Below are 14581 nucleotides of genomic sequence, written 5' to 3'. Positions count from 1 at the left end.
ACGCATACCACCATGAGCACCGCCCCCACCGCCCCCACCGCCCCGCGCGGCAATTTCAACTATCCCACTGCCTACCGAATCGGCGCCGGTCGTCGGGTCGAGCTCGCCGCCGCCTGCAAGGAGGTCTGCATTCGCATGCCGCTGGTGGTGACCGACCCCGGGGTGGCCAGGCTGCCGTGGTTCTCGGAGATCGTCGATTCGCTGCGCGAGGCGGGGCTTCCGGCCGCGGTGTTCTCGGACGTGCCCGCCAACCCCGACGGCGCCTGCGTGGAGGCCGGGGTGGCGGTGTATCGCAGTGGTGATCACGACGGCGTGGTGGTGATCGGCGGAGGCTCGGCCATGGATGCCGGCAAGTGCGTGGCGCTGATGGCCGGCAACAAGGGCACCGTGTTCGACTACGAGGACGTGGGCGACAACTGGAAGCGCGCCGATCCGGCCGAGATCGCGCCGATCGTGGCGATGCCGACGACCTCGGGCACCGGGTCCGAGGTGGGGCGGGCCAGCGTGATCGTGGACGCGCGCGATCACAACAAGAAGATCATCTTCCACCCCAAGATGCAGCCCTCGCTGGTGCTGGCGGATCCGGAGCTGACCGTGGGTCTGCCGCCGTTCGTGACCGCGGCCACCGGCATGGATGCGCTGGCCCACTGCTTCGAGGCGTGGTGCGCTCCGGGCTACCACCCCATGGCGGATGGGATTGCGCTCGAAGGCATGTGGTACATCCGGCACCACTTGCCGCGGGTGTTCGCGGATGGCAGCGACATCGTGAGTCGCACGCACATGATGATGGCGGCGTCGATGGGGGCGACCGCGTTCCAGAAGGGTCTGGGGATGGTGCACAGCCTGTCGCATCCGCTGGGCGGGGCGACGGGGATCCATCATGGGCTGGCGAACGCGATCTTCCTGCCGTATGTGATGGAGTTCAATCGCGAGGTGATCGAGGACAAGATGGACTCGCTGTCACGGGTGATCGATCTGCCGCGGCGTGGGTTCGATGGGGTGATGGAGTGGATGCTCGGGCTGCGCAAGCAGCTCGGGCTGGCGCATACGCTGGCGGAGGCCGACATCGGGTTCGACGAGGCGATGGCCAGGCGGCTCGCGCCGCTGGCCGCGGCGGATCCGTCGCAGGGGACCAATCCCAAGGAGGCGACGGTGGAGCAGCTCGAAGGGGTGTTCCTCAAGGCGTGGCGCGGGGAGCTGGCGTTCAAGGGATAGGGCCGCGGGTGGGGCGGGCGGGGCGCTACGGAGGTGCCCCGTTCCGCTGGCGGTGATCGGGGTGGTGTAGACTCGCTGCGGCACTCGAGAGGAGACCCACCGGATGCACGTCGAGAAGATCGAGATCCCCGCCTTTCGAGTCCTTCGCGACGTGGTCCTGGAGTTCGGGGAGGCGTACGACCCGCAGATCTTTCCGATTGGGAGCGAGAATGGTGGGGGCAAGAGCACGCTGCTGCAACTCGTGTTCGCGCTGCTGCACTGTAGCGCCGACGAGAGACGCATTCCGTATCTCGCAAACCTTCTCTCCAGCGATTCCTACACTGGTGATGAGGATGAGCGCCTCATTGCGCGCCTGACGCTGAGGATCGAGGGGAAGTCGCACACTCTCGAATTCATCGAGCTCGGTTACGGATTCCTTGGCCGGAAGCTCGAAGGCCCTCCTCGCCTCGGGTTCAAGACCGCTGCGGTGCTGGAGCACATTCAGGCCGAAGACCAGGATGAGCTGCTGAAATTCTACCGAGAGTCGTTCCAAAACGGAAAGCGCAAGATCGAAATCTCAGCTCAAGATCGTGAGGCGCTGCAGGAGGATCTCCGACGCATGCGGGGGCTATGGGTCGCCCTCAACTATCACTATGTCACGGCCTATGAACGCTCGACGTCTGCCGGGGCCGAAACGCGCGCATTGATTTGCCATGTGCAAGGGCAGAGTTCCTCGGCTACCGAAGCCCGTCTTCGTGCTGCGTCTTCGAGGGTATTCTTGCTGGGGCCATCCAGTCAACAATACCTCTTCCTGGACATGGCGGCTCGTCGGATGCTGACCACGAGGTGCGAACCGGAGGATGAGGACGAGGAGCGTCCGCAGTTCGAGTATTTGTCGAATCTCAGTGATGCCGAAGAGGACATGGCCGGCTTCTATGCGTATGACTGGCTCTCCGTCGAGCCGCTCATTCGGCTCTTCGCTTCAGCCAGGGACGAGGACTTCAAGGGTGTCGTCAAGACCGGAAGTTACGGAAATAGCTACAATGCCCTCTTGCAGCAGGTCAACAGGCTACTCGTCGGCAAAGAGGTCCGCCCCATCGAGGACCTCTCGGGTGTCGAGTTCGTCATCAGCGAAGGGGGCCACGAGGTCGTGCTCAGCCCCGAGGATCTCTCCCAGGGCGAGCTCAAGCGCCTCATGATCTATGCTTGGCTGCGGGCCAACCGCGCCCACGATGCCCTGGTGCTGATCGACGAGATCGAGACCTCGTTCCACCCCGACTGGCAAGCGGGGATCGTCCGCGATCTCCAGGAATGGGCCCCGAATACGCAATTCCTCCTCGCGACCCATTCCTACGAGGTCTGTCAGGCGCTCACGCCACGCCACGTTCGTGAGCTGCGGCCCAAGCTGCGGTGGAGCTCGACGACCTCGACCGAGACAGGGGACCCCGAGCCTCGGGATGGATGACCAGCAGGCACTGGTGGCGGCGATCCTGAGATCTCCGCGGATCCGGAACCGGATCGTAGTGCTCTGTGAGGGGGACGTCCTCGCGGTTCGTGATGGTCGCCCTCCCAGCCCGCAGATGTATGCACGCCTCGAGCGAATGCCCGACGCCAACTTCTACCGTGCCTGCGTGCCCAGGCGTTGGCAGAACCATCGGCTACCCTGCTTCTTCACCTGCGGTGGACGCTCGCAGGTCCTCTCGGTGTTCGCGATGCTGCGTACCAAGCACCTCGAGGACCCTGCCGCCTCGTATCTCACCCCCGACAAGCTCTATGCGATCATCGATCTCGATCTCCATGTCGAGCGAATGCCCGACGGCTATCCCTGGTCGACGACCGAGGACGTCCATGCCGCTCTCTACAGCGACGGCGCGATCGCGGCCGCGCCCGACGAGCGCCATCGCATCTGGGTAACGGCCTTGATCCATAAAGAGGCTTTCTTCGTCCTCCCCGGGGTCGAGGCCGCATGGGCCCATGGCCTCCCTCCGTTCTTTCGCGGAGCCCCCTTGAGCTTGCGAGTGGTCCACTCGGCGGTGTCCGAGCGGCTGAAGGAAGACGTCGAACTCACCGAGCGGCTCGAGGTCGTAGTCGAACGTCTACGCCGCTTCAGCGGTGGCCAGCGCTTGGTGTGCTCGAGCGGGCAGGCATTGGGATCATCGTGGCGAGCGGTAGCCGAGCATGCCGACGAGCAAGAGTATGCAGAGATCCTCAATGCGCTCTTGGCGGTGGCCAAGGTCAAGCCTCTATGGTCGGAGGTCGTGCCCGAGCCCAAGCTCGGCATGCCGAGCCCCGACGCGGCGTTCTTTCGCGATCAGCTCGCGCTCAACGTCGCCGCGCACATCGCCAGGCTCGAGCCGCACGAGCACCCGCTCGCGAGCTTCTTCGATTTCCTCGCGCCACGCCGCTGAGCCCTGGGTCCCGGGGTCCGCCCGGACCGCGCTGGCCAGCGCGCACCATGGGGGGAATCTCGCGGGGGACAGGTGCACGAACTGCTCGCAGGGCGCCCGGCCGGTAAGGGCGACTGCGCCCGCGATGGGACAGATGGGCGATACGGCACATGCGGGAGGGCTCGCTGCCCGATCCGGTCACGGCCGCCCAGGCGTCTCGCACCGTTGCTTCGGGCTCCAGTCGCCGCAGAAGAAGCTGTAGGGCCGCTCGTGGCCCGGTCAGTGGCGCCTCGCGCTGGCACCTGCATTGCAGGGTACGGCGTCGATGACCAAAGGTGCAACCCGAGCATCCTCTCGACCCGTCGACCAGGAGGTCACCACGGGCAGCGGTGGAGAGATCCATCAAACCGCGGGCGGCGGCGTTCCCGTGATGACGACTCAGCAGGGGGTTCCGGTCTCCGACGACCAGAACTCGCTCAAGGTGGGCGCGCGCGGCCCCACCCTGCTCGAGGACTTCCACTTGCGCGAGAAGCTGTTCCACTTCGACCACGAGCGCATCCCCGAGCGGGTGGTGCATGCTCGTGGCTACGGCGCACACGGCTACTTCGAGACCTACGAGTGCCTCTCGGGCATCACCTGCGCCGATCTGTTCCAGCGCCCTGGGGAGAAGACCCCGGCGTTCGTACGCTTCTCCACGGTGGTCGGGAGCAAGGGGTCACCCGATGTCGCCCGCGACGTGCGGGGCTTTGCGGTCAAGCTGTACACCAAGCAGGGCAACTGGGACATCGTGGGGAACAACATCCCCGTGTTCTTCATCCAAGATGCGATCAAGTTCCCCGATCTCATCCACGCCGCCAAGCCCGAGCCCGATCGAGCCTTTCCCCAGGCTCAGACCGCGCACGACAACTTCTGGGACTTCATCTCGCTGACTCCCGAGAGCATGAACATGGTCATGTGGATCATGTCCGACCGCACCATCCCGAGGTCGCTGCGGTTCATGGAGGGGTTCGGCGTGCACACGTTCCGGCTGGTCGACGCCAGGGGCAATTCGACCTTCGTGAAGTTCCACTGGAAGCCCAAGCTGGGCATGCAGTCGGTGGTGTGGAACGAAGCGCTCAAGCTCAACGGGGCCGACCCCGACTACCACCGCCGCGACCTCTGGAACGCCATCCAGTCGGGCCAGTACCCGGAGTGGGAGCTGGGCCTGCAGCTGTTCGACCAGGAATTCGCCGACTCGTTCGACTTCGACATCCTCGACGCGACCAAGATCGTCCCCGAGGAGCTCGTACCCGTTCGGCGGGTGGGCCGGCTGGTGCTCGATCGGATGGTCGACAACTTCTTCGCCGAGACCGAGCAGGTGGCGTTCTGCACCCAGAACGTGGTGCCGGGGATCGACTTCACCAACGATCCCTTGCTGCAGGGGCGCAACTTCTCGTACCTCGACACCCAGCTCGAGCGGCTCGGCGGGCCCAACTTCACTCACATTCCGATCAACGCCCCCAAGTGCCCGGTTCATACCTTTCAGCAAGATGGTCACATGGCCATGCGCAGCCGCAGCGGGCGGGCCAACTACGAGCCCAACTCCTGGGGAGGCGAGCAGGGGGGTCCGCGCGAGGCTCCCGTCACGGGCTTCACCTCGTTTCCCGCCCCGGAGTCCGGCCCCAGGCAGAGGGTGCGCTCCCCGAGCTTTGCCGACCACTATAGCCAGGCCCGGCAGTTCTACGTATCGCAGGTCGAGGTCGAGCAGAGCCACATCCGTGACGCCCTGATCTTCGAGCTGTCGAAGGTGCAGACCGAGGCCATCCGCGCTCGCGTGGTCTCGCACCTGCGCAACATCCACGAGGACCTCGCCGGGGGGGTGGCCGCGGGGCTGGGGCTCGAGTCGCTGCCGCCGGCTGCTCCGGCCGCCGTCGAGCCCCGGACCGATCTCGATCCCTCGCCGGCGCTGTCCATCGTGGGCAATGCTCCCAACACGTTCGCCGGGCGCGTCATCGGCGTGCTGGTGAGCGAGGGGGCCGATGCCGCGCTGCTCGACGGCCTGCGCCGCGCCGCCGAGGGTGAAGGAGCCGAGGTGGTGATCGTCGCGCCCCGGGTAGGCGGCATCGAAGCCAGCGACGGCAAGCACGTCGATGCCCAGGAGAAGCTCGGGGGTGGTCCATCCGTGCTCTACGACGCGGTCGCCGTGGTGGTATCCGAGCGGGGCGCCGAGCAGCTCGCCGGCAACCCCGACGTGCGCGACTTCATCAGCGATGCCCACGCCCACGCCAAGTTCGTGGCATACGCCGAGGCCGCCAAGCCGCTATTCGAATCGGCCGGGGTGACCATGGACGACGGCTACACGGCCCTGACCAAGGCCGACGACGCGGCGGCCTTCCTTGAGGCCTGCCACGACCTGCGCCACTGGGCGCGCCAGACCGGCTGATTCGAGGACGGCAGCTCCGCGAGACCTCGGCCCCTGCGTTCACCCCCACGGCGCATGCCAGGTCTTCTCATCGCGTGGCAGCTTCGAGCGCCGCCGGAAGGCCCGGCGGCGCCGAAGACGGGCGCTACCGCGGCCCGCGGTAGTACACCCTCCAGATCCTCCCCCCCTGATCGTCGGAGATGTAGAGCGATCCATCGGGTGCCTCGGCCAGGCCCACCGGGCGGTGGCGGGCGGCCTCCGGCAGCGGCCGGTCGTCGCCCGCGAAGCCATCGGCGAAGGTCTCGTAGCGCCGGTCGAGATCGTCGTCGTCGCGAGGGAAGAACGTCACGTTGTAGCCGGGCGGCTTGGTGGCGCTGGGCTGGTGCCACGAGCCGTGGTTGGCCACGAACAAACCTCCACGGTAGTGCTCGGGGAACTGGTCGCCTTGATAGAAGCGCATGCTCAGCGGCGCCCAGTGGGCTGGCAGCACGAGCTCGGGCTCCGCGGCCGCGTAGCAGCGCCCCACCACATGGCCGTTGCCACCATACTCGGGCCCGAGCACCTTTCGCTCGTGCTCGGCGTCGTAGTAGCAGTAGGGCCAGCCATGGTCGGTGCCCTCGATCACGCGGAACAATTCCTCCGCGGGCAGTCGCGCATTGGCCTCCGGCGGATAGAGCAGGGGCCAGTAGGTCGCGAGCGAGTCGCGGCCCTGCTGGGCCACCCAGATGTCGCGCGTCCTCGGGTCCATGGCGATCGCGTTGGCGTTGCGGATCCCCGTGGCGTAGCGATAGCCGTCGGCCGGGGTCTGTCCGATGGCCCGGCCGTCGAAGCTCCAGATGCCGGCTCGGTAGTCGAGCTCGGGGCAAGGGTCGATGCCCGGTGACAGCGGCTCGCGGTTGCTCACCTGGCAGACATCGGTGGCCGAGCCGAAGTTGACCAGCAAATGGCCGTAGGCGTCGAACGTGAGCGACTTGCGCTCGTGATCGCCTCCGATGGGCAGTCCAGATACGACGGTGAGGGGGCCGTCGGCCGGGCGTAGCTCGCCATCGGGCAGCGTGTAGCGCACGATTCGATCGTCGGCCGCGACGTAGAGCACGTTGTTGCGCCACGCGATGCCGTTGACCCCGCGGTCGCCGAGCTTCTCCTCGATCTCGGCCACACCGTCACCGTCGCCGTCGCGCAAGGCCATCACATGGCCGGGGCCACCGTCGGGTGCCTCGAGCACCGCCACGAACACGTCGCCCGAGAGGGTGACGGCCAGGTGGCGCGCGCGACCGATGCCATCGGCGAACACGGTGGCGCAAAAACCCTCGGGCAGCGTGATGCCCGTGTCTCCATCGCACGCGACCACCGGCCGCTCGGCGGTCGACCCGGGATCGTCGCTGCAGGCCGACGCAATGATCGTCGATGCGAGCAGGATGCCGCTCCGAGCGAGGCGCCGTGGGGTCGACCATGGGAGGGACGAAGCGGTCATGAAGGGGAGGTTCGTGCAAGGACTCGGCCAGCGAGGCGGCGGGGGCTCCGACTGGGCTCACGAGCCGTTCGCGGAGGGCGATCCTCCCGCCACGCGTGCCTCGTCGTCAGCCGCTCGGATCGACACCGCACGACCGCGCGGCGATGCCCCATGACTGCGTGAGGAGCGCTGGAGCGGCTCGGGCTGGGCTCCGACCCGGAGCGCCCGAGCCGCGGCCGCCGATGCGGCCTCGAGCGCGATGCCGTTGTACGATGGGGAACCGTGACGGCGACCGCGACTGCTCCCTATGACGAGCTGCAGACCCAGGAGGAGGTCGAGGCGATCATGCAACCCGGCGGCGGCGCGGTGGTGATCGACTTCTGGTCGCCCACCTGCGGTCCGTGCATGGCCATGGCCAAGGACTTCGAGCACGTGGCCGAGCAGTTCGATCGCGGCGAGGTTCGGTTTTGCAAGATCAACACGATGGCGCATCCCGAACTCGCCGAACCCTTCGACATCAAGGCGGTGCCCACCCTCTTGTTCGTGCACGATGGGCGGATCCTCGACGGCGCCGTGGGCCGCATGACCGCCAAGGCCCTCGGTGAGAAGAGCGAGTGGCTGCTCGCCAAGTCGCAGCGCAAGCCGGGGCTGCTGTCCAAGCTGTTCGGGTAGCCGTGCGCAGATCGCCCGTGGGCCGCCAGGGTTTCGCTGCAATTCGTATTTGACCAATAATCCGATATCGGTCATATGGTCTTCATGGCCGACGAGCCTTCGACGTGGGCAGCGGCGTGGACCGCCGGCCGCTTGGCGGGCCGGCGCTTGCTGGGCCGTGCGGTGGGCGAGCGGGACCTGCAGCTCGGTGAGCAGCTGACCTCGCAGCTCGATCGGATGAAGGGGCTGGCCATGAAGGTCGGCCAGATCGTCTCGTATCTCGACGTGCCGCTGCCCGACGAGGTCCAGGAGCAGCTCGCACGGCTTCAGACGGGGCAGCGAGGCATGCCGGGGGACGAGGTGCGGGCGGTCGTCGAGGCCGCCCTGGGGATGGAGCTCGAGGCGGCGTTCGAGGCGTTCGACTGGGAGCCGGTGGCGGCGGCCTCGATCGGACAGGTGCACCGGGCGCGCGTGGACGGCCGTGCGGTCGCGGTGAAGGTGCAGTATCCCGGGGTCGCGCGCTCGTTCACCGACGACCTGCGCGCGGTCGGGCGGATCTCGTCGCTGGCCTCGATGGCCAGCGCCGTCGACGGTCGCGCCATGGTCGAGGAGCTCCGACGGCGGCTGACCGAAGAGTGCGACTATGTGCGGGAGGCCCGGGCGCAGCTCGCCTTCGCCCGGGCGTTCGGCGACGACCCCGAGGTCTGCGTGCCGCAGGTGCTGACCCATCGCAGCGCCGGCACGGTGCTCACCAGCGCCTGGGTCGAGGGCGAGGGGTTCTCGGCGCTCGAGGCCGAGGTCGATCCCGTGCGCCGCAACGCGATCGCAGCCACCCTGGTGCGCTTTTCCTACCGCAGCCTGCTCCAGCTCGGGGTGATCCAGGCCGATCCCCACCCGGGCAACTTCGTGTTCCCCCGGCCCGACGCGAGCCGGCCGGCGGGCTCGGTGGCGTTCCTCGACTTCGGCTGCGTGCGAGCGCTGCCGCTCCCCATGGTCGACGCCCTGCGCGAGGTGGTGGCGGCGGTTCGCGACGACGATCGCCCCCGCTTTCGCCGGGCCGTGGTCGCGCTGGGGGTGGTGGGGCGGCCCAAGAAGTTCGACTACGAGCACTTCTTCGCCGTCATGGAGCACCTGCATCGCCCGCTGTGCTCGCCGCGGTTCTCGTTCGACAAGGCCTACGTGCGCGAGGGCTTCGCGCTCAATGGCCCACGCAGCCCCAATGCACGCACGATCGCGATGCCCCCCGCCTACCTCTGGGTGGCGCGCCTGCAGTGGGGGCTGTGGTCGATCCTGGCGCGCCTGCGGGCCGAGGGCTCGTTTCGCCCCGTGCTCGACGAGCTGCTCGATGGGCCCGTCGTGCCGCCGAGCCTCGACGAAGGGTTCGGTCGGGGCGCCTCGTCGCCGGTCGGAGGCGGGGCCTAGATGCCGCGCGCGCACACCCTCGACGAGCGCGAGCGCATCCGCGAGCGCCTGCTGCAGGCGGGCTGCTCGGGCTTTGGCCGGGTGGGCCTGGCCAAGATCACCATCGCCGAGCTGGCTCGCGAGGCGGGCATCGGCAAGGGCAGCTTCTATCAGTTCTTCGAGTCGAAGGAGGAGCTGTTCCTCGCGGTACAAGAGCAGCAAGAAGCCATGTTCAAGGCCTCGCTCGCGCGCGAGCTCGAGCGTGCGGCCTCGGGGCGCCAGGCCGTGCACAGGCTGCTCACGGTGACCGCGACCCGGCTCGACGACCACCCGTTCTTGCGGCTGCTGCTCGACCCGCAGACGATCGCGACGCTCACCTTGAGGATCCCGCCCGAGCGTCTGGCCGCCCATCGGGAGGCGGATCGCGAGTACTTCATCGGGCTCTTGCGCGGGTGGAAGCGTCGCGGCTGGCTGCGTCACGAGGTGGATCCGCAGGTGGCGTTCGACGTGCTCACGGCGATCTTCGCGATCTCACTACAGCGGGAGCTGCTCGGTGCCGATGTGGTGCAGCGAGCCGTCGAGGAGCTGGCCACGAGCGTTGCCGAGCGCTGGTGCCCGAGTCGCTCCGGTCGCCCGGGTCGAGAGCGCGGCGCCGAACGCCGTGCGTAGACTTGCTGGTGCAATGGCCGTTGGCTGACCCGTCGTTCGAATCATCGCGCGACGCGGTGCTTGGCACCCGGCCGCGCGCCGTGATATCCCGGCCCGAGTCGCGCCTGCATGCATCGCGTCTCCCACGTCCTGCGGACGGCGTTTGCGTTCGTGTTCTTCTTCGTCGGCGGCGGGGTCATGTCGTGGCTGATCCTCCCCTGGGTGTGGCTCCAAGCCCGGATCCGTGGCGGACCCGAGCAGGCGATCCGCAGCAGCCAGACGTGGCTTCAGGGCGGGTTTCGCTTCTTCTTGTGGGTGCTGGCCAAGCTGCGGCTGTTTCGGACGGAGTGGCCGTTGTCGGAGGGGCTCACCATGTCCGAGCCCTGCGTCATCATCTGCAATCACCCGACGCTGCTCGACACGGTGACCATGGTGGCGCGCTACGACCACGTGATTTGTCTGGTCAAGCAGTCGTACTACGACAACCCCATGTTCTTCGGCTTGTCGAAGCTGTGCGGGTACATCCCGGCCGGCCACGAGGGCTCGGTTCGTGGGCACCAGCGCATGCTGGCCGAGGCGCTCGATCGCCTGCAGCGGGGCTACACCGTGCTGGCCTTCCCCGAGTGCCGCCGCACGCCGCTGTGGGATCGACTGCCGTTTCGGCGCGGCCCGTTCGAGATCGCAGCGCGGGGGGGCGTTCCCATCGTTCCCGTGCGCATCACGTGCACCCCGCGCACCCTCACCCGGGAGCAGCCCATCCACCGCATGCCACTGGTTTGCGCCCGCTACGCTTCGCAGCAGCTCCCGCCGATGACGGTGGCACCGGGACGAGAGGCGACCCGGGCGGCTACCCAGGCGGTCCAAAATCTGCTAGTGCCCTTGCCCGGCCCATCCCAGGAGAGCCCGTCGCTGGCGGTTGCATCTCCATGACCCTGGGTCTCGGCCCCCGACCCATGCACGAGCACCTGGAACGCGAGCTGAAGCAAGTCATCGTGAGCGCACTGATGCTCGACGACGTCACGCCCGACGAGATCGAGTCGGATGCCGCGCTCTTTGGTGATGGGTCCGGAGGCGGGCTGGGCCTCGACTCCATCGATGCGCTCGAGCTGGCGATGGCGATCGAGCGCCGCTTTGGGGTGAAGATCCAGCCGAGCGACGAGGAAGGGCCCAAGATCTTCGGCTCGGTTCGAACGCTGGCGGCACACGTTGCCGCTCACGTTCCGGCCGCATCCACCGTCGGGCAGGCCGCAGGGCAGGCCGAGGAAGGTTGACCGTCGATGCCCGGCGAATCACGACAAGAGGTCTTCGACGTCTTGGTGGCCAAGATGGTGGAGATGTTCGAGCTGGAGCCGGGCTCCATCACCGCCGAGACCCACCTGTTCGAAGACCTGGATCTCGACAGCATCGACGCCATCGACTTGGCCGTGCAGCTGCAGGAGTTCACGGGCAAGAAGGTCGGCGAGGAGTCGCTGCGCAGCTTGCGAACGGTGGGTGACGTGGTCGATCTGGTGGTCGCGCTGCGGTCGGGCGAGAGCGCCTGAGTGGCCGTGGTCAGCCCCTGCCAGGCCAGTCCAGCCCAGCCCAGTCCGGTCGAGGTGATGAGGATTTCGGGGATGGGCCAGGGGACGGAGACGCAGCGATCGTGCGGCTGGTGCTGACGATACTGTGGACCGTCCTCACCGTGACGTATCCCCTGGTCGTCTACGTGGGGCTGAGGGCCTGGCCTCCCCACGTGCTGGCCTTGGTGCTCTTGACCTTGCTCGGCGGGATGATCGGCCTGCGCAGGCTCGCCAGCCGTGGGGTCAGCGGCTCGACGGAGGGCGTGGCGGGGCCGGCCGGAGGCGGTGCGCTGCGGTGGTCGCTGCTGGCGGCGGCCTTGCTCGTGCTCGCCGCGGTGCTGCGGCAGGGCGCGTTCATCAAGGCCGTGCCCGTGCTGGTGAGCGGGAGCTTGCTGCTGGTGTTCGGGTGGTCGCTGCGAGGCGAGCAGAGCTTCGTGGAGCGGCTCGCTCGCCGTCAGGAGCCCGAGCTGTCGCCGGCGAAGGTCCGCTACTGCCGTCGCGTCACGGTGGTGTGGTGCTGTTTCTTCGTGCTCAACATCGCCATCACGCTGGGCCTGGCCGTGTCCGCCCCGCTGTCGTGGTGGACGCTCTACACCGGGGTCATCGCCTACGCACTGATCGGTGGTCTGTTCGCGGTGGAGTACGTGGTGCGCAAGGCCATGTTCCGCGACTACGGCACGTGGTGGCACGACCGCTTGCTGGCGCGGGTGCTTCCGCCGAGGACGGGAGGTTCGGATGCCCAACGCGAACGATAGCCGCAACGCCCTGCACGAGCTCGAGCACCACGCGCTCTCGACCAGCGAAAGCGAGGAGCACCGCTACGTGTTGGCGGTGCCCTCGGAGCTGCCCGTGCTCGCGGCCCACTTCCCCGGCTCGCCGATCGTGCCCGCGTTCGTCGAGCTGCGAGAGGTGGTGGGGCGCGCGGCCTCGGCATGGCCTCGGCTCGGCGCGTGGAGAGGGGCCTCCGCGCTCAAGTTCCAGGCGCCGATCCGACCCGGCGATCGCCTCGAGCTGCGGCTGCGCCGAGCCGAGGGCACCGAGCGCGTGCGCTTCACCATCGTCATCACGGACGGCTCGGCCCCGGGCACCCGGTGCGCGGTGGGAACGCTGCTGTTCGAGGGCGCGCAGGAGCCCGCATGAGCGACGACCTTCGCATTTGTGCGCTCGTTCCGACCTACGACAACCCCATGACGGTGCAGCGGGTGGTCGAGCAGGTGTGCGAGCACGTGCCCGTGGTGATCGTGGTCGACGACGGCTCGCACGAGCCGGCCCGGCAGGTGCTCGATCGCCTCGCGAACGTGTCAGGCGTGGTGTTGCTGCGTCACGAGCACAACCGGGGCAAGGGCGCGGCGGTGAAGACGGGCCTGCGCGAGGCGGCCGCGCGCGGCTTCACCCACGCGCTCCAGGTCGATGCCGATGGGCAGCACGAGCTGCGTGACATCCCGCGGTTCCTCGACTGCGCCCGGAAGCAGCCCCGTGCGCTGGTGCTCGCCTCCCCGAGCTTCGACGAGACGCGCCCCGCGGGGCGCGACTTCGGGCACTGGCTGACGAGCTTTTGGACCCGCATCGAGGTGGGCAGCTCGGCCATCGCGGATCCCCAGTGTGGCTTTCGGGTCTATCCGGTCGCGGACACCCAGGCGGTCACCGTGCGCGGCAACCGGATGGACTTCGACATCGAGATCGCGGTACGGCTGTGCTGGCACGGCACGCCCGTCGTCAACCTGCCCACGCGTGTGCGCTACCTCCAGGCCAGCGAGGGTGGCGTGTCGCACTTCCACATGGGCGCCGACAACCTGCTGATCTCGTGGATGCACACGCGCCTCACGGTGCTGGCCATCGTACGCTGGCTGCTGCGTCCGTTCCGCTCCAAGGGCCGAGGCGGAGGCTGACGGTCCCGATGTCCAAGTCGCTCGCACGGCGGTCGCCCCAGTGGCTCAGCATTCCCGAGCGCGGCTCGGTGCTCGGGATCCTGTTCTTCGTGTGGGCCGTCACCCTGGGAGGCCGTCGGGTCGGCCGCGCGTTCCTGTGGTGGGTGATGCTGTACTTCTACCTCTCGTCGAGCAAGGCGCGCCGAGCCTCGCGCGACTTCCTGCAGCGGGTGGGGCACCCCGCGGGACGGCGGGTGGTGTTTCGCCACCTGCTGCGGTTCGGTCAGGTCGCGCTCGATCGGCTGCTGTTCGTGCAGGGCAAGGGCGGATCGATACGGCAGGACCTCGGTCCGGTCGAGCTGTTCGACGAGCTCCAGCACAGCGCCCGCGGGGCGCTGATCCTGGGCGCACACCTGGGGAGCTTCGAGGCCATGGGGGGCATGGCGCGGCAGCGGCAGCTCCATGTCAACGCGGTCGTGGACACGCGCAACTCTCGGATGCTCATGAGCGTGCTCGAGCGCCTCGATCCATCGATGCCCGAGCGGCTCATCGATCTGGGGGAGGACCGCCTCGCCGCGATCTTCGAGATCCGCAAGCGGCTCGAGCAGGGGCAGCACGTCGCCGTCCTGGCCGATCGCTGCACCCCTGGCGAGCGCTCGATCGTGGTCCCGTTCATGGGTCGAGATGCGCGGTTTCCCACGGGGCCCTATGTGCTGGCGGCCACGCTCGAGTGCCCGGTCTACTTCGTGGCGGCGGTCTACCGCGGCGACGATTGCTACGAGATCCACGCCGAGCGCCTGTTCGACCGCGTGATCCTGCCCCGGCGCGATCGCGAGGGGGCGCTGCGCGAGCACGCCATGCACTATGCCGAGCGGCTCGAGGCGCTCGCTCGCCGCGAGCCGCTGTCCTGGTTCAACTTCTACGACTTCTGGCAGCTCTAGCCGCTGGCGCCTGGCCTGGCTTCACGGGGGCCCCTGGCCTGGGATGGAGCGGGCTCGTATGCTATGACCCGCCGACGG

At 68.1% G+C, this 14581-nt stretch carries 15 protein-coding genes; 14 read left to right on the top strand and 1 reads right to left on the bottom strand.

Annotated elements, in window-relative coordinates; translation table 11 throughout:
- Window positions 1-12 precede the first annotated feature (12 nt).
- From OEB96_RS40950 to OEB96_RS40935, 4 genes are all read left to right on the top strand, one after another.
- Complete coding sequence (locus OEB96_RS40950; protein ID WP_266222377.1) at window positions 13-1215, top strand: iron-containing alcohol dehydrogenase; 1203 nt, start codon at window positions 13-15, stop codon at window positions 1213-1215.
- A gap of 103 nt (window positions 1216-1318) precedes the next feature.
- A complete protein-coding gene (locus tag OEB96_RS40945) occupies window positions 1319-2659 on the top strand; it encodes an AAA family ATPase (RefSeq protein WP_266222376.1) in 1341 nt (446 codons plus the stop codon).
- 136 nt (window positions 2660-2795) lie between these two features.
- The gene (locus OEB96_RS40940) at window positions 2796-3602 is read left to right on the top strand and encodes a hypothetical protein (protein ID WP_266222375.1); all 807 of its coding nucleotides are present in this window, start codon (window positions 2796-2798) and stop codon (window positions 3600-3602) included.
- Between the two features lie 304 nt (window positions 3603-3906).
- Window positions 3907-6003: a catalase gene (locus OEB96_RS40935; RefSeq protein WP_323137483.1), complete on the top strand. Its 2097-nt coding sequence runs from the start codon at window positions 3907-3909 to the stop codon at window positions 6001-6003.
- Window positions 6004-6127: 124 nt separating this feature from the next.
- Here OEB96_RS40935 and OEB96_RS40930 read toward each other — a convergent pair whose 3' ends face one another.
- Window positions 6128-7456 (bottom strand): PQQ-dependent sugar dehydrogenase, encoded by a 1329-nt coding sequence (locus OEB96_RS40930; RefSeq protein WP_266222374.1) that lies wholly within the window; start codon window positions 7454-7456, stop codon window positions 6128-6130.
- Window positions 7457-7717: 261 nt separating this feature from the next.
- Between OEB96_RS40930 and OEB96_RS40925 the strand changes: the two genes are divergently transcribed.
- The 10 genes from OEB96_RS40925 to OEB96_RS40880 all read left to right on the top strand — a co-directional run bounded on the left by OEB96_RS40925 (window position 7718) and on the right by OEB96_RS40880 (window position 14503).
- Entirely contained in the window at window positions 7718-8107 is a 390-nt protein-coding gene (locus tag OEB96_RS40925) for a thioredoxin family protein (RefSeq protein WP_266222373.1), read from the top strand.
- Window positions 8108-8191: 84 nt separating this feature from the next.
- A complete protein-coding gene (locus OEB96_RS40920) occupies window positions 8192-9508 on the top strand; it encodes an ABC1 kinase family protein (RefSeq protein ID WP_266222372.1) in 1317 nt (438 codons plus the stop codon).
- Window positions 9509-10156 carry a TetR/AcrR family transcriptional regulator gene (locus tag OEB96_RS40915; protein WP_266222371.1) on the top strand — a complete coding sequence of 216 codons (648 nt, stop codon included), beginning with the start codon at window positions 9509-9511 and terminating at the stop codon, window positions 10154-10156.
- 108 nt (window positions 10157-10264) lie between these two features.
- Entirely contained in the window at window positions 10265-11065 is an 801-nt protein-coding gene (locus OEB96_RS40910) for a lysophospholipid acyltransferase family protein (protein ID WP_266222370.1), read from the top strand.
- A 23-nt stretch (window positions 11066-11088) separates the two neighbouring features.
- Window positions 11089-11406 (top strand): phosphopantetheine-binding protein, encoded by a 318-nt coding sequence (locus OEB96_RS40905; protein WP_266222369.1) that lies wholly within the window; start codon window positions 11089-11091, stop codon window positions 11404-11406.
- Between the two features lie 6 nt (window positions 11407-11412).
- On the top strand, window positions 11413-11676 hold the full coding sequence (locus OEB96_RS40900) for an acyl carrier protein (RefSeq protein ID WP_266222368.1): 264 nt from the start codon (window positions 11413-11415) through the stop codon (window positions 11674-11676).
- Between the two features lie 110 nt (window positions 11677-11786).
- A complete protein-coding gene (locus tag OEB96_RS40895) occupies window positions 11787-12449 on the top strand; it encodes a COG4648 family protein (protein WP_266222367.1) in 663 nt (220 codons plus the stop codon).
- The gene (locus OEB96_RS40890) at window positions 12430-12834 is read left to right on the top strand and encodes a hypothetical protein (RefSeq protein ID WP_266222366.1); all 405 of its coding nucleotides are present in this window, start codon (window positions 12430-12432) and stop codon (window positions 12832-12834) included. Before OEB96_RS40895 ends, OEB96_RS40890 begins: the two co-directional genes overlap by 20 nt.
- Window positions 12831-13583: a glycosyltransferase family 2 protein gene (locus OEB96_RS40885; protein ID WP_266222365.1), complete on the top strand. Its 753-nt coding sequence runs from the start codon at window positions 12831-12833 to the stop codon at window positions 13581-13583. The genes OEB96_RS40890 and OEB96_RS40885 overlap by 4 nt, the downstream gene beginning before the upstream one ends.
- An 8-nt stretch (window positions 13584-13591) precedes the next feature.
- Window positions 13592-14503, top strand: a complete 912-nt coding sequence (locus OEB96_RS40880; protein ID WP_266222364.1) for an LpxL/LpxP family acyltransferase — start codon at window positions 13592-13594, stop codon at window positions 14501-14503.
- Window positions 14504-14581 lie beyond the last annotated feature (78 nt).

The organism is Paraliomyxa miuraensis, assembly GCF_026337845.1.
Lineage (GTDB): Bacteria > Myxococcota_A > Polyangia > Nannocystales > Nannocystaceae > Paraliomyxa > Paraliomyxa miuraensis.
This window is presented reverse-complemented; position numbering and strand designations above follow the sequence as displayed.

Bases quoted from the DNA above. Each gene is read 5' to 3' on its own strand.
- OEB96_RS40950 (WP_266222377.1), top strand. From the start codon at position 13: ATGAGCACCGCCCCCACCGCCCCCACCGCCCCGCGCGGCAATTTCAAC.
- OEB96_RS40945 (WP_266222376.1), top strand. From the start codon at position 1,319: ATGCACGTCGAGAAGATCGAGATCCCCGCCTTTCGAGTCCTTCGCGAC.
- OEB96_RS40940 (WP_266222375.1), top strand. From the start codon at position 2,796: ATGCCCGACGCCAACTTCTACCGTGCCTGCGTGCCCAGGCGTTGGCAG.
- OEB96_RS40935 (WP_323137483.1), top strand. From the start codon at position 3,907: ATGACCAAAGGTGCAACCCGAGCATCCTCTCGACCCGTCGACCAGGAG.
- OEB96_RS40930 (WP_266222374.1), bottom strand. From the start codon at position 7,456: ATGACCGCTTCGTCCCTCCCATGGTCGACCCCACGGCGCCTCGCTCGG.
- OEB96_RS40920 (WP_266222372.1), top strand. From the start codon at position 8,192: ATGGCCGACGAGCCTTCGACGTGGGCAGCGGCGTGGACCGCCGGCCGC.
- OEB96_RS40915 (WP_266222371.1), top strand. From the start codon at position 9,509: ATGCCGCGCGCGCACACCCTCGACGAGCGCGAGCGCATCCGCGAGCGC.
- OEB96_RS40910 (WP_266222370.1), top strand. From the start codon at position 10,265: ATGCATCGCGTCTCCCACGTCCTGCGGACGGCGTTTGCGTTCGTGTTC.
- OEB96_RS40905 (WP_266222369.1), top strand. From the start codon at position 11,089: ATGCACGAGCACCTGGAACGCGAGCTGAAGCAAGTCATCGTGAGCGCA.
- OEB96_RS40900 (WP_266222368.1), top strand. From the start codon at position 11,413: ATGCCCGGCGAATCACGACAAGAGGTCTTCGACGTCTTGGTGGCCAAG.
- OEB96_RS40890 (WP_266222366.1), top strand. From the start codon at position 12,430: ATGCCCAACGCGAACGATAGCCGCAACGCCCTGCACGAGCTCGAGCAC.
- OEB96_RS40885 (WP_266222365.1), top strand. From the start codon at position 12,831: ATGAGCGACGACCTTCGCATTTGTGCGCTCGTTCCGACCTACGACAAC.
- OEB96_RS40880 (WP_266222364.1), top strand. From the start codon at position 13,592: ATGTCCAAGTCGCTCGCACGGCGGTCGCCCCAGTGGCTCAGCATTCCC.